Annotated in this window: 20 protein-coding genes; 13 read left to right on the top strand and 7 right to left on the bottom strand. The window is 66.5% G+C overall.

Going from position 1 to position 20,169, the window contains the following annotated elements; translation table 11 throughout:
• From ACFSXZ_RS03240 to ACFSXZ_RS03230, 3 genes are all read right to left on the bottom strand, one after another.
• Window positions 1–1,017: a Gfo/Idh/MocA family protein gene (locus ACFSXZ_RS03240; RefSeq protein WP_378261049.1), complete on the bottom strand. Its 1,017-nt coding sequence runs from the start codon at window positions 1,015–1,017 to the stop codon at window positions 1–3.
• 124 nt (window positions 1,018–1,141) lie between these two features.
• Complete coding sequence (locus ACFSXZ_RS03235) at window positions 1,142–1,636, bottom strand: hypothetical protein (RefSeq protein ID WP_378261047.1); 495 nt, start codon at window positions 1,634–1,636, stop codon at window positions 1,142–1,144.
• A 233-nt stretch (window positions 1,637–1,869) separates the two neighbouring features.
• Entirely contained in the window at window positions 1,870–2,775 is a 906-nt protein-coding gene (locus tag ACFSXZ_RS03230; protein ID WP_378261045.1) for a YihY/virulence factor BrkB family protein, read from the bottom strand.
• 414 nt (window positions 2,776–3,189) lie between these two features.
• Here ACFSXZ_RS03230 and ACFSXZ_RS03225 point away from each other — a divergent pair, with 414 nt between their 5' ends.
• Both ACFSXZ_RS03225 and ACFSXZ_RS03220 read left to right on the top strand, forming a co-directional pair.
• Entirely contained in the window at window positions 3,190–3,765 is a 576-nt protein-coding gene (locus ACFSXZ_RS03225; RefSeq protein ID WP_378261043.1) for a DUF4142 domain-containing protein, read from the top strand.
• A gap of 357 nt (window positions 3,766–4,122) precedes the next feature.
• Window positions 4,123–4,509, top strand: a complete 387-nt coding sequence (locus tag ACFSXZ_RS03220; protein ID WP_378261041.1) for a histone-like nucleoid-structuring protein Lsr2 — start codon at window positions 4,123–4,125, stop codon at window positions 4,507–4,509.
• A 371-nt stretch (window positions 4,510–4,880) separates the two neighbouring features.
• Here ACFSXZ_RS03220 and ACFSXZ_RS03215 read toward each other — a convergent pair whose 3' ends face one another.
• Window positions 4,881–6,677 (bottom strand): sigma-54-dependent Fis family transcriptional regulator, encoded by a 1,797-nt coding sequence (locus ACFSXZ_RS03215; RefSeq protein ID WP_378261039.1) that lies wholly within the window; start codon window positions 6,675–6,677, stop codon window positions 4,881–4,883.
• 130 nt (window positions 6,678–6,807) lie between these two features.
• Here ACFSXZ_RS03215 and ACFSXZ_RS03210 point away from each other — a divergent pair, with 130 nt between their 5' ends.
• The 10 genes from ACFSXZ_RS03210 (at window position 6,808) to ACFSXZ_RS03165 (ending at window position 16,625) form a co-directional block, all read left to right on the top strand.
• A complete protein-coding gene (locus ACFSXZ_RS03210; protein WP_378261037.1) occupies window positions 6,808–7,041 on the top strand; it encodes a hypothetical protein in 234 nt (77 codons plus the stop codon).
• Between the two features lie 136 nt (window positions 7,042–7,177).
• Complete coding sequence (locus ACFSXZ_RS03205) at window positions 7,178–8,830, top strand: methane monooxygenase (protein ID WP_378261035.1); 1,653 nt, start codon at window positions 7,178–7,180, stop codon at window positions 8,828–8,830.
• 4 nt (window positions 8,831–8,834) lie between these two features.
• Window positions 8,835–9,869 (top strand): FAD-binding oxidoreductase, encoded by a 1,035-nt coding sequence (locus ACFSXZ_RS03200; protein ID WP_378261033.1) that lies wholly within the window; start codon window positions 8,835–8,837, stop codon window positions 9,867–9,869.
• A 5-nt stretch (window positions 9,870–9,874) separates the two neighbouring features.
• A complete protein-coding gene (locus tag ACFSXZ_RS03195; protein ID WP_378261031.1) occupies window positions 9,875–11,050 on the top strand; it encodes a toluene hydroxylase in 1,176 nt (391 codons plus the stop codon).
• Window positions 11,047–11,418, top strand: coding sequence for a propane 2-monooxygenase effector subunit MimD (gene mimD / locus ACFSXZ_RS03190; RefSeq protein WP_378261029.1), 372 nt, complete (start codon window positions 11,047–11,049; stop codon window positions 11,416–11,418). The genes ACFSXZ_RS03195 and mimD overlap by 4 nt, the downstream gene beginning before the upstream one ends.
• A gap of 10 nt (window positions 11,419–11,428) precedes the next feature.
• Window positions 11,429–12,469, top strand: coding sequence for an amidohydrolase family protein (locus tag ACFSXZ_RS03185; protein WP_378261027.1), 1,041 nt, complete (start codon window positions 11,429–11,431; stop codon window positions 12,467–12,469).
• A 20-nt stretch (window positions 12,470–12,489) separates the two neighbouring features.
• Window positions 12,490–13,182: an iron-sulfur cluster assembly protein gene (locus ACFSXZ_RS03180; RefSeq protein WP_378261025.1), complete on the top strand. Its 693-nt coding sequence runs from the start codon at window positions 12,490–12,492 to the stop codon at window positions 13,180–13,182.
• Complete coding sequence (locus ACFSXZ_RS03175; protein ID WP_378261023.1) at window positions 13,179–14,204, top strand: NAD(P)-dependent alcohol dehydrogenase; 1,026 nt, start codon at window positions 13,179–13,181, stop codon at window positions 14,202–14,204. Before ACFSXZ_RS03180 ends, ACFSXZ_RS03175 begins: the two co-directional genes overlap by 4 nt.
• Window positions 14,205–14,238: 34 nt before the next feature.
• On the top strand, window positions 14,239–15,930 hold the full coding sequence (gene groL / locus ACFSXZ_RS03170; protein ID WP_378261021.1) for a chaperonin GroEL: 1,692 nt from the start codon (window positions 14,239–14,241) through the stop codon (window positions 15,928–15,930).
• 77 nt (window positions 15,931–16,007) lie between these two features.
• Window positions 16,008–16,625 (top strand): LysE family transporter, encoded by a 618-nt coding sequence (locus ACFSXZ_RS03165; RefSeq protein ID WP_378261019.1) that lies wholly within the window; start codon window positions 16,008–16,010, stop codon window positions 16,623–16,625.
• 11 nt (window positions 16,626–16,636) lie between these two features.
• Here the strand turns inward: ACFSXZ_RS03165 and ACFSXZ_RS03160 are convergent, their stop codons facing one another.
• Window positions 16,637–17,128, bottom strand: a complete 492-nt coding sequence (locus ACFSXZ_RS03160; protein WP_378261017.1) for a pyridoxamine 5'-phosphate oxidase family protein — start codon at window positions 17,126–17,128, stop codon at window positions 16,637–16,639.
• Window positions 17,109–17,717, bottom strand: coding sequence for a TetR/AcrR family transcriptional regulator (locus ACFSXZ_RS03155; RefSeq protein WP_378261015.1), 609 nt, complete (start codon window positions 17,715–17,717; stop codon window positions 17,109–17,111). The genes ACFSXZ_RS03160 and ACFSXZ_RS03155 overlap by 20 nt, the downstream gene beginning before the upstream one ends.
• Window positions 17,718–17,834: 117 nt before the next feature.
• Here ACFSXZ_RS03155 and ACFSXZ_RS03150 point away from each other — a divergent pair, with 117 nt between their 5' ends.
• Window positions 17,835–18,740 (top strand): aldo/keto reductase, encoded by a 906-nt coding sequence (locus ACFSXZ_RS03150; RefSeq protein ID WP_378261013.1) that lies wholly within the window; start codon window positions 17,835–17,837, stop codon window positions 18,738–18,740.
• 216 nt (window positions 18,741–18,956) lie between these two features.
• Here ACFSXZ_RS03150 and ACFSXZ_RS03145 read toward each other — a convergent pair whose 3' ends face one another.
• The gene (locus ACFSXZ_RS03145; RefSeq protein ID WP_378261011.1) at window positions 18,957–20,153 is read right to left on the bottom strand and encodes an LLM class flavin-dependent oxidoreductase; all 1,197 of its coding nucleotides are present in this window, start codon (window positions 20,151–20,153) and stop codon (window positions 18,957–18,959) included.
• Window positions 20,154–20,169 lie beyond the last annotated feature (16 nt).

Below are 20,169 nucleotides of genomic sequence, written 5' to 3'. Positions count from 1 at the left end.
TTACCCCTCGATCCGTAACCGTGGCCGCGGCGCGAAACCGGCGGCGCGGTAGCACGCATCGATCATGGTCATGGTGGTCAGGGCGTCCTCGGCCCCGAGCGGTGACGGGGCGCCCTCGCGCACCGCGGCGGCGAACGCTTCCAGTTGGTAGGTATAGGAAGTCTTCCCGCCCGGGGTCTCCGTTCGGGTTCCGGCCCGGCTCCGGATGACGAGGCGGTCGTCCTGCTGCGGCAGGACGAAGTTGTGCGCGGTCGCCTCGCCCCGCGAACCGGTGATCCGGCATGACATCCGCAGCTCCGGGGCGGCCATGTGACAGCGCGCGGATCCGGTCGCGCCGCTGGGGAAGGCGAGTTCGGCGTCGAGCCACTCATCGACCCCGGTGCCCTCCCGCGGACCGCCTCGCGCTCCGACGACGGCAGGCTCACCACCGGCCCACGGTGCCAGCATGCGCTGGGCGTGCAAGCTGTAGCAGCCGAGATCCATCAACGCTCCACCCGCCAGATCCAACGACCAGCGCGGGTCTTCCGGTGCGGGCGCGGGAATGGAGACCACGGTTTCGACCTCGCGGAGTTCACCGAGCTCGCCCGAGCCGAGCAGTTCGTGCAGCCGCTTGGTCAACGGATGGAACAGGTAGTGGAAGCCTTCCATGAAGATCGTGTCCGCCTTGGCCGCCACGTCCCGGACATCGGCGGCCTCTTCGGCGTTGGAAGCCGACGGCTTTTCGGTCAGGACGTGCTTGCCTGCCCGCAGCGCGGCGATGTTCCAGTGCGCGTGGAGAGCGTTGGCGAGCGGGTTGTAGACGGCCTCGATTTCCGGGTCGGCGATCAGCTCGGCATAGGAGTCCACGACGCGTTCCACGCCGTGCTCGGTGGCGAAGGCCTCGGCGCGGGCACGATCGCGGGCCGCCACGGCGACAAGCCGGTGCCCGGTCGCGCGCGCCGGCGCGACGATGGCACGGCCGGAAATGCGCGCCGCACCGAGTACTCCGATTCGCAGTGGTTCGGCCCCAGCTGTCATGACACCGTCCTCTCGCCACCGGCGAGACTACCGGAGCCGGACGGGGGACCGGTCCGGCCGCTCGCCGCGCATCTTCCGCGCCGCGCGTGGCGAACGGCCAGGACCTTCCTAAGTGGACAGTGGGTCAGGCGGTCCCGAGGACCAGCCCGACCGTGGTGATCAGCACGCCGCCGAGTGCCACCTGGATCACGGATGTGCGCAGCGAGACGCGCAGATAGCGTTTCCTGATCACCGCGATGACCGACAGTTCGACGGCCACGACCACGCCGGCCACGACCAGTGCGGTGTGGCGGTCGCCGATCAGGAACGGCAGGGAATGGAACGCGCCGCCCAGGGTCGTCATCAGCCCGGTCACGGTGCCGCGCAGCGCGGCCGGACCGCGTCCGGTGCGGCTTCCGGTGTCCGACAGCGCCTCCGACAGGCCCATGCTGATCCCGGCGCCGAGCGCGGTGGCGAGGCCGACGAACAGGGCGGCGTGCGAACCGGACAGCATCGCGGCGGCGAAGATCGGCGCCAGCGTGGAGAGTGTGCCGTCGATGAGGCCGACCAGGCCCGGCTGCACATAGCGCAGGACGAAGGCCTGCTCGTCTTCCCGGATTCGTTCCAGCAACGCCTGCATGGCGGGAACAATAGCGCGAAGGAAAACGAACGGCCGCATCGCCACCCATTCAGGTGACGGATATCTCCGAATGGCGCGGCAATTCTCGATAGGCTAACCTTTCTGAGGTTTGGCAAGCCTTTCCCGGTGCCCCGGCTGGTCCAGGGCCTCTTGGCGAGTCCTGTTGCCGGGCGCCCGGCGCGGGCCGCGCGTGCGGGAGGTGGGTTCCCGGTTGTTTCGGTCGCGTGTTCGAGCTAGCCGGTCGCCGAGGTGGCGGTGAGCGCGCGGGGGTGCAGCCGTTCCTTGAGCACGACGTTGAGCTGGGCGCCGAGCACGGTGATGACGCTCTGGAGATAGAACCACCAGAGCAGGGTGATGACCGTGGCGAACTGACCGTAGGTGCGCGACGCGCCGGCCACGTAGCGGCCGATGATCAGCGACGACAACGACTGCAGCACCCAGAACAGCACGCCGGTCAGCAGAGCGCCGGGCAGCACGTCCCGCATGGTGACCGAGCGGTCGGTGAGGATGCGGAACGCCGCGATGAACAGTCCCACGTCCAACGCGATCGCGATGGCGTAACCGAGCAGGTTCCCGAGCCACCCGAGATGAAGGGCCGAGGCGAGCGTGGTGATGAATCCGCTGAGCACCGTGGTGAGGACGAGCCCCAGTCCGATGGTGGCGAGCACGGCCAGGCTGCGCCCGACCCGCCGGACCAGCGTCGGCCGCTCGGAAGCGGGTAGGTGCCACACCGAGTTGAACGCGTCCTGCGTGATGCGCACGACGGCCGTCCCGCTCCACAACGCGGTGACGAGACCGAAGATCAACGCGAACCAGGAACCGCTCAGCCCGCGCAGCGCCGAGTTGTCGACCATGGGAAACATCGAGCTGACGGTGCCCAGCACGGTGTTCTTCAGGTCATCGGGAACAAGGAAGCCCAGCAGGGTGACAAAGACCAGCAACAACGGGAAGACCGAGAAGATCGCCCAGAACGCGATCATGCTGGCCAGATTGGTGGACTGGTCCTCGCTGAACTTCCGCGCCACCGCGACCGGCACCGCCAGCCACCGGTGACGCTGCTGATAGGCGTCGAGCTGGTCCAGCTTCGTCTTCACTGTTCCGGTCACGCCCCCGTTCGTGCCGTCCTTGAACTCCGTCACTACTCGACTCCCGCCCGTCCGCCGCGATCCACCATCGGTTCCGGCACCCGGCCGTTCCGGGCGCACGTTCAGCCTGCGAATTACCCATCACGGCTCGAAAGCAATCCACGCTCACGCACAGTGTCGTCACGATCTCTCATCGTGATCATCGAGGAAGTCGGCGGCGCACCGGCTCGCCAGCGTGCCGCTGGCGAAAAGCCCTGCGTATGGAGCTGGAGGCATGCACCATCAAATGTTTGCTGTCGGCAAAGTACGCCGGGAAGTCAAACAGGGAAGGGAAAAAACGGCCATGCGTTGAACCCCGGACGTGTGCGAGTCGTGTGAACGCAGACCTACCGACTTTCCCGGAGATGGAGGCTGACGGTGACATCGCGAGTTTCTCGGACCGTAGCGGGTGTGCTGTGCGGACTTGCCGTGTTGGTGCCGCTGTCCGCCTGTGACGGCGGCCCCGGCGCGCCGGGCTCGAGTACGCCGCAGGGGCAGCAGCAGACAGGGGACGACCAGAGTCTCACGCCGACGCAATACGGTCCGATCAGTGCGGCCGATATCAAGTTGATGACGATCGTGCGGCAAACCAGTCTGCGAGAGATCACCGTTTCTCAATGGGCTCTGCAACGATCGGCCAACCAGTTCGTCAAACAGGCCGCGCAGACCATCATCGATCAGCACGTTCAACTGCAGGCCCACGACCTGCAGATCGCGCAGATGATGAACATCAAACTGCCCGACCAGCCCGCTCCGGACATGCAGGTCGGGATCGACCGGATGCGGAACGAGACCGGTACGACGTTCGACGACGATTACACCAACACATTGCGCCAGGGACACGCCGAAGCGTTCATCCTGATCGGGAAGGTCCGCGCGGACACCCGTAACACCCTCGTCCGATCCTTCGCCGAGCAGTGCGGTGAATTCGTCAAGACCCATATGCAGGTGCTCGAGTCGACCGGTGACGTCAATTTCGAGAAACTCCCCGTCCCCGCGGCCTGAGCGCCGCGGTCCCCGGCGGCCAGGCCGCCGAATCGGCCGGGTCCGCGTTGGTCCGGGGAGGGACCGTCGCCGCGGAGGAGCCTCGACGTCGATGAGCGCGGAGCGGTCCGGGCCGCCGCGAGACCGGCGGGCCCGTGCGGCCGGCATGTTGGTTCGTACCGTCACGGCAGGCTCGCCGGTCAAGGTGTGACTTCGCCGACCACGCTTGCCGGTGCCGGGCCGCCGTGAATGTCACCGTAACGTCACGAGCGCCCGGAATGGGAGCGTCCGAGATGGACAGTGAGGTGAACCACCAGTAAAAGTTTATGCCGTGTAAGCTGCGCAGCGCACCGGGACGAACAAAGGAGAGCGGCAAGCATGGCACAGCAGGTTCTTGTTCAGTGGGTCGACGACCTCGACGGCGGTGAAGCGGTCGAAACGATACCGTTCAGTCTGGATGGGGTCTCCTACGAGATCGACCTTTCGGATGAGAACGCCGAACATTTGCGCAACGAGCTGTCCGCCTACGTCGCCGCGGCGCGGCGCACCGGCGGTCGCAGGATTCGCCGGACCGCCGTGCAGGCCACCTCGGCCAAGAGCGGGCGCCCCCGGGAAATCCGGGAATGGGCACAACAGAACGGCTTCGAGGTCTCGGCCCGTGGCCGGCTTTCCGCGGAGATCGAAGAGGCCTACGAAAAGGCGCACACCGAGGCGGAACCGGCCAAGGCAGGGCGCAAGCGGGCGTCTCGCCGCAAGGCCAAGTAGGCGACGGGCCGGCTCGTCCACCGCGCGTGAGCGGTTCAAGCGCCACTTTCAGGGCGCGATACTCACGCGCCTGAGCAGGGGAACTCAGGCGCGTGAGTGGGGTGGTCCGCTCCGGTCCTCTTGGGACGGGAGTGGAGCACGCCCTTTTGTCGTCCTTCCCTCCTCGACGGGTCCCGTGAAATTTTCCGGATCGCCCGCGCTCTTCATCGACGGAATCGTCTTTCTCGATCCGGATGCAGGCTGTGTTCGTTCCGGCTTCTTTCGTCACCAATGTGTATAACGACCTATACGGCTCGGCGCTCGACCGCGTAGCGGCCGATTATGACGGCCGAAATGACCACAAGATCATCAGGGAAATCCACAACGGACGGTCAACGAGCCGGAATCACGATCCCGTATTCGTGGATCTTGCGATAGATCGTGGCGCGGGAGACCCCCAAGAGCTTGGCCGCGCGAGCTTTGTTGCCGTCCGCGTCCTCCAGGCTCCGCACGATGGCGTCCCGTTCGACCGTCTCGTACCGGTTCAACGGCCGGCGGGTGATCGCGCGGTATTCGGCCGGCAGGTCGGCCGGCTGGATGGTGCCGGTGCGGCGGTGTTTCGTCACCAGGCGGAGGACCCGGTGGAGTTGCACGACGTTGCCCGGCCAGTCGTTCCTCATCAGCAGGTGCATCGCGGCCGGTGAGCAGGTCAGGCGCCCGGTGCCGGACAGGCGCGCGAGCAGCAGCGGGACGAGTTCGGCGAGATCCTCGGTGTGGCGGCGCAACGGGGGGACGGTCATCGTGCGAGGGAAGAGCGCCAGCAGGTCCGGATCCGCTTCGGCATCCGGTGACGTGGTGAGCGCGACCCAGGTCGGGGCCGGACGGGCACGGGCCTGCCCCAGGATGGCGGCGACTTCACGGGTGGCGTCCGCGTCCAGGTGGTCGGCGTGCCGGAGGACCAGGCTTTCCACCGGGTCGTCGATCAGGTCGCGGCGCAGTTGACCGGCCCAGCCGGGCGGTAGCCGGTCGGCGTCGAAGGTACGGAGCCGGCCCGCCGGATATCGCCGCCGGTGCACGCCCATGGCCAGCGTGTGCTTGCCCGTTGCCGGTTCGCCGGAGAGCACCAGCCATTCGCGGCGGGCGAAGCCGGCGTCGACCTCGTGACAACAGCGTAGCCACAGCGGTGCCGAGCCGACCACACCGGGCAGGAACATCGGCAGCATCGGGGAGGAAGTGGCCGCGGCTTCCTCGGCGGTATCGAGAAGTTCGACCGACAGAACGCCGGCGGCGTGCTTGCTTCGTTCGGCGACCCGTCGGCACTGCATACGCACCCGGCCGCCGCTGGACAGTGTCACCGTCGCGGTCGACCGGACGTCCTCGGCGAGCGCCTGCCGGGCGCGGCCGAGCAGGACCGGATGGTCGGCCGGATCGAGCAACCGCCGCGCGCACTCGTTCATCATCACGAGGTCGGAGTCGAAGGCCATCACGACACCGGTGGTGCGCCGGCAGGCCTGCCGGTAGGACTGGAACAACGTCAGCTCGCCCCCGTCGCTGTGGGTGAGCAGCGCCTGCTGGATCTGGTCGGCGGTGACTCTGGCCAGTGTCACCAGCAGCCCGCCCGCGTCCTTGCGCCAGCAGGTGAGGTCGACCACGCCCAGGACTTTGCCGGACAACGGATGACGGAGCGGCATCCCGGCGCAGGCGAGGTTCTCCAGGTGCTCGGCATAGTGTTCGTGACCGAAGACGTGGGTGGGCCTGCCGTCTTCCAGCGCCGTGCCGATGCCGTTGGTGCCGACGAAACGTTCGCCATAGCTGTAGCCGGGCACCAGCGCGACACTTTCGAGATACCGCTGGAGGCCGCTGTCCCCGGTCCGCTGGCTGACCACCACACCGGCCGGATCGGTGAGGATCACGCTGATCGGCTGCCCGTCGAGTTGATCACCGAGCCTGCGGAGAACGGGCGCCGCACCGCGGCTGAGGGGGGTGTCCGGGTCACCGGTGCCCGGACAGGGAAGCTCGATCCGGTCGGCGGGCACATTGAATTCCCGCGAACGCAACCACGAAGCGAGAATGGGCGCCCGTATCCGGTCGGTGTCGATCGCGTCGTGGGTGAGGAACCGTTCACGTAACGCGGCCAGCCCTGCCTCGTCGGGAAGCAGGGGGACATCTGATGCGATAGCACTGTCCACACTGGCCTCCCGCCCACGTGGTCAGGTCGTTGGGGCCACCGTAACCCGGCCCGTCAACCCGACGCCACCCTCATGCGCGCTGTATCAAATTGAGACTTGCCGCCGGTGCGGGCGGCGTTGGGATGGCGTTATGGCCGATGAGGAAACCTACAATCCGTGGACCATCGTGAACCTGGTGTTTCACCATCTGGCCGAAGAGGGATTGCATCCGACTCTCGGTGAGAGTGGGCACCCGGGCGAGCCCGCGGCCGCGCTGCTGCGTGCGTTGGGAATCGCGCCCGCGGCCGAAGGCCACAACCGGTTCACCGAAGAGGTGCGGCACCATCTCGCCGATCTTCGCGCGACGATGCTCGACGACCGATGACGGGCCGGAATCCCGCTGTCACCAGGGCAAGACGTCCGCAGTGTCTCAGATTGAGACTCGCGTCACGCGCGGCTGCGCCTCTAATCGAGAAGTAGGACTCGTGCCCACGTAAGTGAACCTGCCCAGGGGAGTGATTATGAGCCGCCAGAGTGTGGCGAAAGCGCACCAGAAGATCCAGGAACTGGCCTGGGAACCGGCGTATCACGAGCCGGTGTCGCAGTACGGAACGGACTACACGTTCCGCAAGGCCAAGAAGAAGGACCCGCTCAAGCAGGTCCTGCGGTCCTACTTCCCCATGCAGGAGGAAAAGGACCATCGCGTCTACGGCGCCGAGGACGGCGCGATCCGCGGCAACATGTTCCGCCAGGTGCAGGAGCGCTGGCTGGAATGGCAGAAACTTTTCCTCAGCATCATCCCGTTGCCGGAGATTTCCGCGGCGAGGGCGATGCCACTGCTGTTCCGTACCGTGCCCAACCCGGAACTCCACAATGGACAGGCGATCCAGATGATCGACGAGGTTCGGCACTCGACGATCCAGCAGAACCTCAAGCGCCTGTACATGAACAACTACATCGACCCCGCCGGGTTCAATTCGAGCCTGCGGGACTTCCAGAACGACTACTGCGGCACCATCGGCCGCCAGTTCGCGGAGGGGTTCATCACCGGTGATGCCATCACGGCCGCCAGTATCTACCTGACGATCGTGGCCGAGACGGCGTTCACCAACACGCTCTTCGTGGCCATGCCGGCGGAGGCGGCGGCGAACGGTGACTACCTGCTGCCGACCGTGTTCCACTCGGTGCAGTCCGACGAGTCACGGCACATCAGCAACGGCTACGCGACACTGCTCATGGCGCTGTCCGACGAGAGCAACCACCAGCTTCTCGAGCGCGACCTTCGCTATGCGTGGTGGAACAACCACGCCGTGGTGGACGCCGCGATCGGCACGTTCATCGAGTACGGCACGAAGGACCGTCGCAAGGACCGCGAGAGCTACGCGGAGATGTGGCGGCGGTGGATCTATGACGACTACTACCGCAGCTACCTCGTACCGCTGGAGAAGTACGGCCTGGTCATCCCGCATGACCTGATCGAGGAGGCCTGGAACCGCATCTGGAACAAGGGCTACGTGCACGAGGTGGCGCAGTTCTTCGCGACCGGGTGGCTGGCGAACTACTGGCGCATCGACCCGATGACCGACGAGGACTTCGAGTGGTTCGAATACAAGTACCCAGGCTGGTACGACAAGTACGGGAAGTGGTGGGAGAACTACGCACGGCTGAGCAAGCCGAACGGGCACAACCCGATCGCGCTCGAGGACGTGGACTACGTCTACCCGCACCGCTGCTGGACCTGCATGGTGCCGTGCCTCATCCGTGAGGACATGGTCATGGACAAAGTGGACGGCCAGTGGCGGACCTACTGCTCCGAGACCTGCCGGTGGACCGACGTGGAGGCGTTCCGTCCGAGCTACCAGGGCCGCAGCACGCCGAACATGGGCCAGCTCATCGGGCAGCGGGAGTGGGAGACCCTCTACCACGGCTGGAACTGGGCCGACGTGGTCTCCGACATGGGTTTCGTCCGGGACGACGGCAGGACGCTGGTCGCGCAGCCGCACCTGGACCTCGACCAGAAGCACATGTGGACGCTGGACCACCTGCGCCGTTGCCCGCCGTTGCAGAGCCCGAACGTCACGCTCAACGAGATGACCGACGAGCAGCGCGAGGCGTTCGCGGCGGACTACAACCGTCAGGGCCCGGCGGGACGGCCGGCTCCCACGGCCGGTTGATCACGTGGGAGACAAACACCTGGTGCGCTTCGAACCGGTGGGCATCGAGATCGAGGCGGACGAAGAGCAGACGATCCTGCGTGCCGCCGCGGAGCAGGGTGTGATGTTGATGCACGGCTGCAAGGAGGGGCAGTGCGCGTCCTGCAAGTCGTTCGTCCTCGACGGTGAAGACCTCGAACTCGACCGGTATTCGACCTTCGCCCTGCCTGATTTCGAAAAGGACGAAGGCTACACGCTGCTCTGCCGGGCCCACGCGTACGAGGACCTGACGATCGAACTCCTCAACTACGACGAGGAGATGATCCACTCAGGACTCCCGATCCAGCGGGGCATCGTCGAAGTGGTGTCGAACGAGCACATCACGCACGACCTGCGCCACCTCGTGGTCCAGTTGGTGGAACCGGAAACGTTCCGGTTCTTTCCCGGGCAGTACCTCGATTTCGCGGTGCCGGGCACCGAGGAGACCAGATCGTTTTCCATGGCCAACACCTCGGCGCGGGAGCGGCGGCTCGAATTCGTGGTCAAGGTGTATCCGGACGGGTTGTTCTCGCAGTTCCTGGAGACCGGCCTGGCGGTCGGCGACCGGCTGGAGGTGACCGGTCCGTTCGGGGTGTTCACCCTGCGCGACGCGCCGGGAACCGACCTGGTCTTCGTCGGTGGTGGCGCTGGCATGGCACCGATCCTCGCCTTGTTGCGGTCGATGGCCGAACGGGGGATCGAACGCAAGGCGGTCTTCTACTACGGCGCTCGACGCGACCATGACCTGTGTTTCGAAAAGGAGTTGCGGTCGCTGGAGGAGACGCTGGCGGATTTCCGTTATGTTCCGGCGCTTTCCGAGCCGGGCGACGACGCGTGGGACGGCGAAGTGGGGTTGATCACCGACGTGGTGCGGCGACGCGAGCGGGACCTCACCGGCGCGGACGCCTACGTCTGCGGGCCGCCTCCGATGGTGGAGGCGGCGCTGGAGCTGCTGCCCGAACTGGGTGTGGCCGAGAAGCGCATTTTCTACGACAAGTTCACGACAACGGGCGAAAGTTGAGTAGAATGACCGAGACGACTACAGCACAACGCAGTGTTCCGAAGCCTGTCTTCACCGACGCGGAAGCGGGCGCGAAGGAATTTCCCGACGCGCACGCGCGGCGGTTCAACTATTTCGTTCCTCACAAGCGCAAGCAAAGCCACTACGAAGACGTCACGGTCGAGGTCCAGCCCGATCCCCGGCACTACCTGAGCCAGGGGTGGTTGTACGGCTTCGCCGACGGCAAGGGCGGCTACCCGCTGGAGTGGACACGGCTCAAGGCCTGGGGCCAGGACCGGCCTGAGCCCGAACGCGGTCCCGGTTCGGGTGGCAAGGGCTATGACTGGCCGGCGCACGGCTGGCACGAGTTCCGTGACCCCAACGAAGAATGGGAGTTCACGCTTTACCGTTACAACGCCAACGTGGTCCGGCAGCTCAACCAGAACGTCGAGGCGGCCCGCCAGTCCAAGGCGTTCGAGCAGTGGAGCCGGAACTGGGTGCACTTCGTGGAGCATCACGTGGGTGCGTGGATGCACGTGGACCACGGCCTCGGGCTGTACCTGTTCTCCAACGCCAACCGCCGGGCGCCCACCAACATGCACAACACCGCGATCGCGGTCAACGGCATGCACCGTATCCGGGCGGCCCAGGACCTCGCGCTGTACAACCTGACCCTTTCCGAGGAGATCCCGGGATTCGACGGTGCCGCGCACAGCACGACGTGGGCCGAGGATCCGGCGTGGCAGGGCGTACGCGAAGTCGCGGAACTGCTCACCGCGATCGACGACTGGGCCGAGGCGGTGTTCGCGGGCAACATCGTGTTCGAGCCGCTGGTGGGAGAGCTGTTCCGGAGCAGTCTCGTGCAGCAGGCGGCTCCGGCGAACGGTGACTTCGTCACGCCGACGCTGATCGGCGCCGAGGAGTACGACTACGCCGAACGCGATCTCCGCTACACCCGGTCGATGTTCCAGTTGCTGACGAACGACCGGGAGTTCGCCATCCACAACAGCAACCTGATGACCGAATGGCTGTCCCTCTACGTGCCGCGCTGCATCACCGCGGCCAGGACCCTGCAACCGCTGTGGTCGCAGCCGGACGCCAAACCCATGCGCTTCGAAGACGGTCTCGACCGTGCGAAGAGCCGCTTCAGCGGCATCCTGTCCGACCTTGGTCTGCGAGAACCGAAGGAGCTGGCCCAATGACCACGTTCAAGACCTCGGAGAGCCCGTTCAAGACCGACAGCACCGCGTCGAACCGGTGCGGCTTCACGCTGATGAACAACCAGGTCGGGGTGATCGTCGCGGAAGTGATGGAGCACCAGCCCAACGTGAAGATCACGCACCTGCCGTCCATGATCCGGGTGGACGCGGACGGCCGGATGGACGTGGTTTATTCCGAAGTGGACGAAGCCGCCGGTGAGGAGGAGGGCTGGTTCAACTCGGCGGAGTTCGAGGAGAGCATGTCCACGCACTACGGGCGGATGGTGCACACCGACGATCGCACGATCTTCTTCGCCAATCCGGAGGACGCGGCCGAGTATCTCGACTTCGACCTCCGCCCGGTCCGTTGAGGGAGTAGATATGTACACAAAGGACGGCGAAAGCTATTTCGTGGTGGACAGCCACGTGCACGCGTGGGACGGCAGTCTCGCCAACCAGGCCAACCGTTACGGCAAGGGATTCATCGAGTGTTTCTACGACTATCACCGCAATCTCAGCCCCGAGGGCTGGGTGTGGCCGCTGGAGAAGTTCGAGAAATACCCGGAAGAAACGCTCGTGCGTGACCTGTTCGACGAGGGCTACGTCGACCGGGCGATCTTCCAGCCGACGTACCTGAGCGACTTCTACGTCAACGGGTTCAACACCACCGAGCAGAACGGCAAGGTGGCCGAACGTTACCCGGACAAGTTCGTCGTCAACGGCGCGTTCGACCCACGTGACGGCGAGACCGGGCTGAAGACGCTGGAAATGCTTAAGCAGCGGTGGAATCTCAAGGGCGTCAAGCTCTACACGGCGGAATGGAAGGGCATCTCCAAGGGCTGGAAGCTGTCCGATCCGTGGGCCTACCGCTACTTGGAGAAGTGTCAGGAGCTCGGGATCGTCAATATCCATGTCCACAAGGGACCGACGATCTACCCGCTCAACATGGACGCCTTCGATGTCCACGACGTGGACGAAGCGGCGACGATGTTCCCCGAACTGCGGTTCATAGTGGAGCACTGCGGTCTGCCCCGGCTGGAGGACTTCTGCTGGATCGCCACGCAGGAGCCGAACGTCTACGGTGGGCTCGCGGTCGCGATGCCGTTCATCCACACCAGGCCGCGGTATTTCGCCCAGATCATCGGGGAACTGCTGTACTGGCTCGACGAGAACCGGCTCACCTTCGCCAGCGACTACGCCATCTGGCATCCGAAGTGGCTGATCGAGGCGTTCGTCGACTTCCAGATCCCGGAGGACATGCAGGACGAGTACGGCGTGCTCACCACCGAGATCAAGAAGAAGATCCTCGGCCTGAACGCGGCGAAGCTCTACGACATGGACATCCCGCGCGAGGCCGACGTCCGGCCGGAACCGGTGGACAGCGGCGAAGCGGTCGGCTCGGCCCCGAAGGTTCCCGTATGACACCCCGGACGGAGGTACACATGCCCGAGGTGATGAGTTTGATGACCGCGGCGTGGGACGCGCTGAGTTCGGTCCGGGACCCCGAACTCGACGAGCCGATCACCAAGCTCGGGTTCGTCCACGAACTGGCGGTGGACGGGCCCGGCGTGCGGGCGCGGCTACGGCTGCCGACGTACTTCTGTGCGCCGAACTTCGCCTACCTCATGGTGGCCGACGCGGTCGACGCGCTGTACTCGGTTCCCGGTGTGGAGTCGGTCGACGTGCGGCTGGAGGATCATTTCGCGGCCGAGGAAATCAACGCTGGCGTGGCGATGGGCGCCGGATTCACGGAGGCCTTTCCCGGACACGCGGTGGACGAGCTGGGCGAACTGCGTCGCACCTTCCTCCGCAAGGCGCATACGGCGTCGCTCGAACGCACCTGCCGGCTACTGCTCGACCAGGGCAGGCAGGTGGCGGACCTGGCCGAGATGGTGCTCAGCGACGTGCCCGATTCGCCGGAACGGGACGGCCTGCTCCGCCGCCGGCGGGAACTGGGCCTCCCGGCGATGCCGGAGTCCCCGCTCTTCGTCGACGACGAAGGCCGGCCGGTGCCGAGGAGTGAAGTGGCGAGCAGGCTCAGGTTCGCGCGGGCCGTGCGGGTGAGCATCGACGGCAACGCCGGGTTCTGCCGTGGCCTGCTCCGCACGCGATACGGGAAGGGAGGAATGGAATGAAGGCCGTCCGGCTGCACGAGTACCACCGGCAACCGGTGGTCGAGGAGGTGCCGGAGCCGAAGGCGGAAGGTCCCTTCGACGTCGTGGTGAAGCTCGGTGGCGCCGGGGTGTGCCGCACCGACCTGCACATCGTGGAGGGGCAGTGGGCTGAGAAGTCGGGGGTCACACTGCCCTACACGATCGGGCACGAGAACGCGGGCTGGGTCCGCGAGACGGGGTCGGCTGTGTCCAATGTGGAGCCTGGTGACACGGTGATCCTGCACCCGACGCCGACCTGCGGGCTGTGTCACGCCTGCCGTGCGGGCAACGACATGCACTGTGAATTCGGGTCGTTTCCGGGTATCGACAGTGACGGCGGGATGGCCGAATATCTGCTCACCTCGGCCAGGGCGTGCATCAAGCTCGACCCGGCCACGCGACCGGAAGACGTGGCCGCGCTGGCGGACGCGGGCATCACCGCCTACCACGCGGTGCGCAAGGCCGTGCCGCAGCTGTACCCGGGCACGGTGTGCGTCGTCAACGGTGCCGGCGGGCTCGGGCACATCGGCATCCAGTCGTTGCGGGCGCTGACCGCGGCGACGGTCGTGGTGGTCGACCGCAACGCGGAGGCGCTGGAGCTGGCGGCGGAACTCGGCGCGGATCACACGGTGCTCGCCGACGGCAAGCAGGTGGACGCGGTGCTGGACCTCACCGGCGGGCACGGCGCCGAAGTGGTGCTCGACTTCGTCGCCGAGCAGGGTGCCCAGCAGGACGCGTTCGCGATGACCCGGCGCGATGGTTCGCATTTCGTGATCGGGTACGGCGGCATGCTGGAGATCCCGGCGATCGATCTCATCGCGACCGAGCGCAACGTGATCGGCAACCTGGTGGGCACCTACAACGATCTCGCCGAGCTGATGGTGCTGGCGCAGGCGGGCAAGGTGACCCTGCACACCCGGAAGTACCCGCTCGACGGGGCGCTCGACGCGCTGGCGGATCTCGACGCCGGACGTGTGCGGGGCCGGGCCATTCTCACCCCCTAGGAAAATCGCGGAAACACGACAGGGAGCACGCACGATGGCCAAGGAACTGCGTTTCGGCGCCCAGGCGCGGGATCTTCTGCTGTCCGGAGTGGACAAGCTGGCGGAATCGGTGAAGTCGACGCTGGGTCCCAAGGGACGCAACGTGATCATCGAGAAGATCACCGGTTCGCCGGTGGTGACCAACGACGGCGTGACCATCGCGCGCGAGATCCATCTCAAGGATCAGTTCGAGAACATGGGCGCGCAGCTGGTCAAGGAAGCGGCGATCAAGACCAACGACGTGGTGGGTGACGGGACGACCACGGCGACGGTGCTGGCGCAGGCGATCGTGCGCGAGGGCATGGAGGCCATCGACGCGGGCGGGAACCCGGTTCTGGTCAAGCGCGGCATCGACAGTGCGGTGGGCAGGCTGGTGGATCATCTGGAGAAGGCCGCGCATCCCGTGCTGAGCGAACAGGACTACGCGCGGGTCGCGGCGATTTCCGCCAATGACGACGACGCGGTCGGTGCGGTCATCGCGAAGGCGTTGCACACGGTGGGCGACACGGGCGTGGTGACGGTGGAGGAGTCGGCCGACATCGGGATGACCGTCGAATTCGTGGAGGGGTTCGAATTCGACAACGGTTACCTTTCCCCTTACCTGGTCACCGATCCCGGACGGCTCGAGGCGGTGCTCGACGATCCGTACGTCCTCATGTCGGCGGAAAAGGTGACCGACGTGCGGCAGCTGATGCCGGTGCTGGACAAGATCATGCGGGCACCGCGCCCGCTGGTGCTGATCGCGGAGACCGTGGAGGGTTCGGCGTTGAGCATGCTGGTCCACAACCAGGTCAACGGGACCTTCACCTCGGTCGCGGTGCGCGCGCCCGGGTTCGGTGACCGGCGGCTGCACAAGCTGGAGGACCTCGCCGCGGTGGTCGGCGGCTCGGTGATCTCCCGCCAGTCCGGGGTCACGATGGAGACCATGACGCTGGAACACCTGGGCCGGGCGAAGCAGGTCCGGGTCGACGAGAACAGCACCACGGTCGTGGGTGGCGCGGGGTCGGTGTCGGACGTCGAGTTCCGCGTCAACCAGTTGCGAGCCGAACTCGAGCGCGCCCGGTTCGGGATCGACGAGGACGTTCTGACCGAACGGATCGGGGCGCTCACCGGAAAGGTGGCGGTGATCCGGGTCGGCGCGGCGACCCCGGCCGAGCTGAAGGAACTGCAGCACCGGGTGGAGGACGCGCTGTCGGCGACCCGGGCCGCGATGGCGGAGGGGATCGTGCCGGGCGGCGGTGCGGCCTTGCTGCACGCGGAGAACGTACTGTCCGATTTGGACCTCGAAGGCGACTACGCGACCGGGGCGGACATCGTCCGGCGCGCGCTGAGCGAACCTGCCTACCTCATCGCGAGCAACGCCGGCTATCCGGCGCGGGAAGTGGTGGAGCACACCAGGCACCTGGGTGATGACGAGGGGTTCGACGCGCTGCTGGACCGGTACGGCAACATGGTCGAGATGGGCATCATCGATCCCTTGCGGGTGTGCCGCTCCGCGCTGCGGAACGGTGCCTCCGTAGCGGGCCTGCTGCTCACCACCAACTCTCTGGTCGCCGAGGAACAGACGCCCTGGGGTGGCAGCCGGGCGCTGATGACCGAGCACGGCCCGCTGGACGAGGGCCTGCATCAGCCCTCACCCGACGCCAGCACCCCGCAGTCGCTGGGCATGGGCCCGTCGGTCGGCTGACCGGCAAATTCGATTGCCTTCGGCTTCTGTCACCGGTTTCATGCGGGAACATCCCCCGCACTCGAAGAAGGGCCGGAATGACGGAGGCTGCCATAGCGGGGCTGGTCGCCGGCTACGGTATCGCGATACCGGTCGGCGGCATGGCCGTGCTGATCATCATGTTGTCGGCGCGGACATCACTGCGCACCGGCCTGGCCGGCGCGATGGGCACCGCCACCGCCGACGGGGTCTACGCGCTGCTCGCGGCACTGGCGGGAGCAGCGCTGATCACCCTGCTACGACCCGTGGCTCGCCCGATGCAGTGGGCCGGTGCACTGATCCTCGTCCTGATCGGCGTAAAGGGGGTCGTCGCCGCGCTCCGCCGGCCCGGTGTCGACGCACGCCTCGATGGCAACGGGAAGAAGCCGCTGCGGGCCTATCTCGAGCTGTTCGGGCTGACCATGTTGAACCCGCTGACCATCGTGTACTTCGCGGCGCTGATCCTCGCCCAGCAGCAAACCTGGTCGCCGCCGAGGGCCGCGGTCTTCGTTCTGGCGGCGTTCGCCGCGTCGGCGAGCTGGCAGGCGGTGCTCGCCCTGGGAGGCGCGGTCGTCGGCCGCGTGCTCGTCAGCGACCGGGGCCGCCTGCTCACCGCCTTGGCCGGGAACGGCTTCATTATCGTTCTCGCCGTTCGCCTTTTCGTTTCCGCTTTATGAGCTCCGCGTTCTCAGGCGGGATACTTCGTGGTGTCGCGGGCCCAGGCGAACATGCGATCAGCCTCTATCCTCAGGTAGACGCCACGTCCCTCTTCACGAACTGGCCTCCACCACGAAGCGTGGTAAAGCTTGTCCAGCTCGGCGGAATCGGCGTCGAGGACGGTGGCGGTGCCGTGCACGATGATGGCGATCTCGTCCGGGATCCAATGCGTCGCGCTCACGGCGGGCTGACGTGTGATGTGGTTGACCCGGGCAGCGTCGGACACCGTGGGGATGTGGAAAGCGGCGTCATGGAAGACGGCATCCACGGGCGCCACTCGGGGCTCGTTCCGCGCCGAGACCGTTGCCAGCGCAACCGACCGTGGTTTCTCCAGGTAGCGGATGAGCTGCCCCGCGGTGAGCGTGCGATCCGGTATCTCGAATGTCGAGCGCAGATGTTTCCCCGCGCGTTTCGCGCTGTCGTCCAATAACGCTTGCAACCGCTCAAGGGGTTCGCCGCTCATGAGGCGACGGTAGAACCTCCAGCTCGCTCGAAGTCAACATGGCGGGGGAGCGCAGGCCGTCGGCCAGCAGGTCCAACAGCCGTCCGGCCTGCTCGCGTTGCTCCGGCTCCCGGCAGGCGAGGAAGATGCCGACCAGACTGACCACGACATCCTGTGCGGGGATGTCTCCGCGCAGCGTGCCCGCGGCGGCGCCGGCGTCGAGCAGCTTCTGGACGGCGACGGACAGTTCCTCGCGTGCCTCTGCGGAGGTCACGGTGCCCGAGGCGATCATCTCCCGGATGGCGTCGGCCATCTCTCGTTTGGTCGCCATGTAGTCGGCGAAGCGGTCCATCCAGGTTCGGAGGGCCTTCTCGGGCGGCTGTGATTCGAGGAGTTCGGCCGCGCGGGCGCACAGCAGGCTTCTCTCCGCGCGGTAGACCGACTCGATCAGGGCCTCCCTCGTGGGGAAGTGGCGGTAGAGGGTGCCGATTCCCACGCCAGCCTCGCGGGCGATGGCTTCCAGGGGCACCTTGCCGCCGCCCTCGCTGGTGAACAACCGGCGTGCGACCTCGACGAGACGTTCCCGGTTGCGCCGGGCATCGGTGCGCACACTCTTGCTGACGGGACTAATCGGAGGGCCCTCCGTTTCTGCTAGGGTCGGGGCCGTACCGGAGGAACCTCCGGTACTCCTCGGCAAGCCTATGCCATGACGGACGGGAGTTCTCACATGACGAGCGCCGGAAGCGCCTCGCAGGCCCCGGGAGGGACCATCACACTGGCCGGGCGGCAGGTCGCCCGGGTCGGGTTCGGGGCGATGCAGCTCGGGGAGGTGCGGGGCCGGGAGACGCCCAGCAAGGAGACGGCGATCGCGGTGCTGCGCGCGGCGGTCGACAGCGGCGTCAACCACATCGACACCGCCGAGTTCTACGGGCCGGGCACGGCCAACCAGCGGATTCGCGAGGCGTTGCACCCCTATTCGCGGGAGCTGGTCCTGGTGAGCAAGGTGGGCGCCCGGCACGACAGCACGGCTGGTCTGGTGCTGGCTCAGCGGCCCGAAGAGTTGCGCGCGAGCGTGGAGGCCAACCTTTCCACGCTGAAAGCCGAGCGGTTGGACGTGGTCAACCTTCGCCGGACGGACTCCCCACCCGGACTGGTGGCCGAAGGCGACCAACTGGTCGATCTCGACAGCCAGCTGGCGGAACTCATCGCGCTGCGGGACGAGGGAAAGATCGGCGGGATCGGGTTGTCCGCCGTCGACGCGGACCAGGTGCGCCAAGCCCTGCCCGCGGGCATCGTCTGCGTGCAGAACTCCTACAGCGCGCTGGACCGGTCGAGTGAGGCGGTGCTCGACGTGTGCCGCGAACACGACATCGCCTGGGTCCCGTTCTTCCCGCTCGGCTCGGCCTTTCCCGGGTTCGCCAAGGTCAGCGAGCACCCGGTCGTGGTCGAAATCGCGGCCTCGCTGGGTGCCACGCCGGCGCAGGTGGGGCTGGCCTGGCTGCTGGCGTCCTATCCGCGAACCCTGTTGATTCCGGGCACGTCCGACCCCGCTCACCTGCGGGAGAACGTGGCCGCCGGAGAGGTGCACCTCTTGCCGGAAATGGTCGAGTCCATCGCTGGACTGAACCAGTAACCTCGGAACAACGCGGACTGTGCCGCGTGACCGGCACCGCGGCGCCGGTCATGCGGCACAACGCACGGCGGACCACGAGTGCTGCCGGGTTCTTGCTTGAAGCCACGATCGGCCTGGACTGTGTTCTGTTTCAAAGCGCGCGCGATCGGTTTCGGGTGGCCAGGTCGTGCACTCGGTGGGAGCCGGTCCCACGAAACCGGCTCCCACCGAGAACAGTCACGATTTCTTGTCGGCGACCTCTTGCGCGTATTTCTCGGTCATGTGCTCGACCGCCGAGAGCTGTGCCTGGGCATATCCCGGACGCCTTTCCTCGGCGGTTCGTTTGGCGGCCAGGGTGGATTCGGCGTGGCTGAGCCCCTGACCGTCGTTCTTGCCCTGGAAATGGGGCATGACGTGCTGGGCGATCAATTCGAACGAGCGCCGGGTCGCTTCGGGATTGGCCCATTCGTGCGCCATCAGCAGCATCGCGCCGAAGCCACCCGACTGGTCCCAGAGTCGCTGCACCTGCGCCCTGGCGTCGGCCGGTGTGCCGATCGCGCCGACACCGGCCTCGTTGATGAAGTCGATCATCTCCTTGAGCCCGTTGCCTTCGACGCTCATCTGCGGGAACGCGGCGACGCGCTGGAAGTACCGGAACCACTGCTCGATGCCGTGCTCGACGTCGTGGTAGGCCTGCTCACGGGTTTCGGCGATGTGCATCAGTCCCACCAGCCGCCACTGGGACCGGTCGGGCGCCGGCCGCTTGTAGTGCGCCGCGCGTTCCTCCACGACGTTCCAGTGGTGCGCGAGGGCATCGAACCCCTCCTTGGTGAGGGTCGCGCCGATCGACAGCAGCCCGGTGCCGTACCGCCCGGCCAGGCGCGGGCCGGTCGGGGAGGCGACGGCCGCGACCGCGATGTCGAAGCAGGGCTCGGTGTAGGGCCGCAACTGGAGCCGGGCTTCGATCAGCCGGTGCGTCTTGGTCTCCGCCGAAACGGTTTCGCCGGCCAGCAACCGCATGATGATGTCGAAGTTGACGTCGAGCAGCTCGCGCGTGTCGGTCGGATCGAGTCCGATCATCGCCGAGTCGGTGGGCAGGGATCCCGGGCCCGCGCCGAACATCGCACGACCGCGCGTGAGATGGTCCAGCATGACCATCCGGTCGGCGACCCACAGCGGGTTGTGGTAGGCCACCGAGGTCACGCCGGTGCCCAGTTTGATGTTCCTGGTGCGCTCGGCCGCGGCGGCGATGAAGATCTCCGGCGCGGCGATGATTTCGCTACCGGCCGAATGGTGCTCACCGATCCACAGTTCGTCGTAACCGAGGTAGTCCATATGCTCGGCAAGGCGCAAATCGCGCTGTATCGCCAACGTCGGGTTCTCGCCGGCCGGATGGAACGGTGCCAGGAACGCGCCGAATCGCAACCTGCTCATGTTTCGCCTCCGTCTC

Origin of the sequence: Amycolatopsis pigmentata, assembly GCF_042684065.1 — a bacterium.
Lineage (GTDB): Bacteria > Actinomycetota > Actinomycetes > Mycobacteriales > Pseudonocardiaceae > Amycolatopsis_E > Amycolatopsis_E pigmentata.
This window is presented reverse-complemented; position numbering and strand designations above follow the sequence as displayed.

Bases quoted from the DNA above. Each gene is read 5' to 3' on its own strand.
- ACFSXZ_RS03240 (WP_378261049.1), bottom strand. From the start codon at position 1,017: ATGACAGCTGGGGCCGAACCACTGCGAATCGGAGTACTCGGTGCGGCG.
- ACFSXZ_RS03235 (WP_378261047.1), bottom strand. From the start codon at position 1,636: ATGCAGGCGTTGCTGGAACGAATCCGGGAAGACGAGCAGGCCTTCGTC.
- ACFSXZ_RS03220 (WP_378261041.1), top strand. From the start codon at position 4,123: ATGGCACAGCAGGTTCTTGTTCAGTGGGTCGACGACCTCGACGGCGGT.
- ACFSXZ_RS03210 (WP_378261037.1), top strand. From the start codon at position 6,808: ATGGCCGATGAGGAAACCTACAATCCGTGGACCATCGTGAACCTGGTG.
- ACFSXZ_RS03205 (WP_378261035.1), top strand. From the start codon at position 7,178: ATGAGCCGCCAGAGTGTGGCGAAAGCGCACCAGAAGATCCAGGAACTG.
- ACFSXZ_RS03195 (WP_378261031.1), top strand. From the start codon at position 9,875: ATGACCGAGACGACTACAGCACAACGCAGTGTTCCGAAGCCTGTCTTC.
- mimD (WP_378261029.1), top strand. From the start codon at position 11,047: ATGACCACGTTCAAGACCTCGGAGAGCCCGTTCAAGACCGACAGCACC.
- ACFSXZ_RS03185 (WP_378261027.1), top strand. From the start codon at position 11,429: ATGTACACAAAGGACGGCGAAAGCTATTTCGTGGTGGACAGCCACGTG.
- ACFSXZ_RS03180 (WP_378261025.1), top strand. From the start codon at position 12,490: ATGCCCGAGGTGATGAGTTTGATGACCGCGGCGTGGGACGCGCTGAGT.
- ACFSXZ_RS03175 (WP_378261023.1), top strand. From the start codon at position 13,179: ATGAAGGCCGTCCGGCTGCACGAGTACCACCGGCAACCGGTGGTCGAG.
- groL (WP_378261021.1), top strand. From the start codon at position 14,239: ATGGCCAAGGAACTGCGTTTCGGCGCCCAGGCGCGGGATCTTCTGCTG.
- ACFSXZ_RS03165 (WP_378261019.1), top strand. From the start codon at position 16,008: ATGACGGAGGCTGCCATAGCGGGGCTGGTCGCCGGCTACGGTATCGCG.
- ACFSXZ_RS03160 (WP_378261017.1), bottom strand. From the start codon at position 17,128: ATGAGCGGCGAACCCCTTGAGCGGTTGCAAGCGTTATTGGACGACAGC.
- ACFSXZ_RS03150 (WP_378261013.1), top strand. From the start codon at position 17,835: ATGACGAGCGCCGGAAGCGCCTCGCAGGCCCCGGGAGGGACCATCACA.
- ACFSXZ_RS03145 (WP_378261011.1), bottom strand. From the start codon at position 20,153: ATGAGCAGGTTGCGATTCGGCGCGTTCCTGGCACCGTTCCATCCGGCC.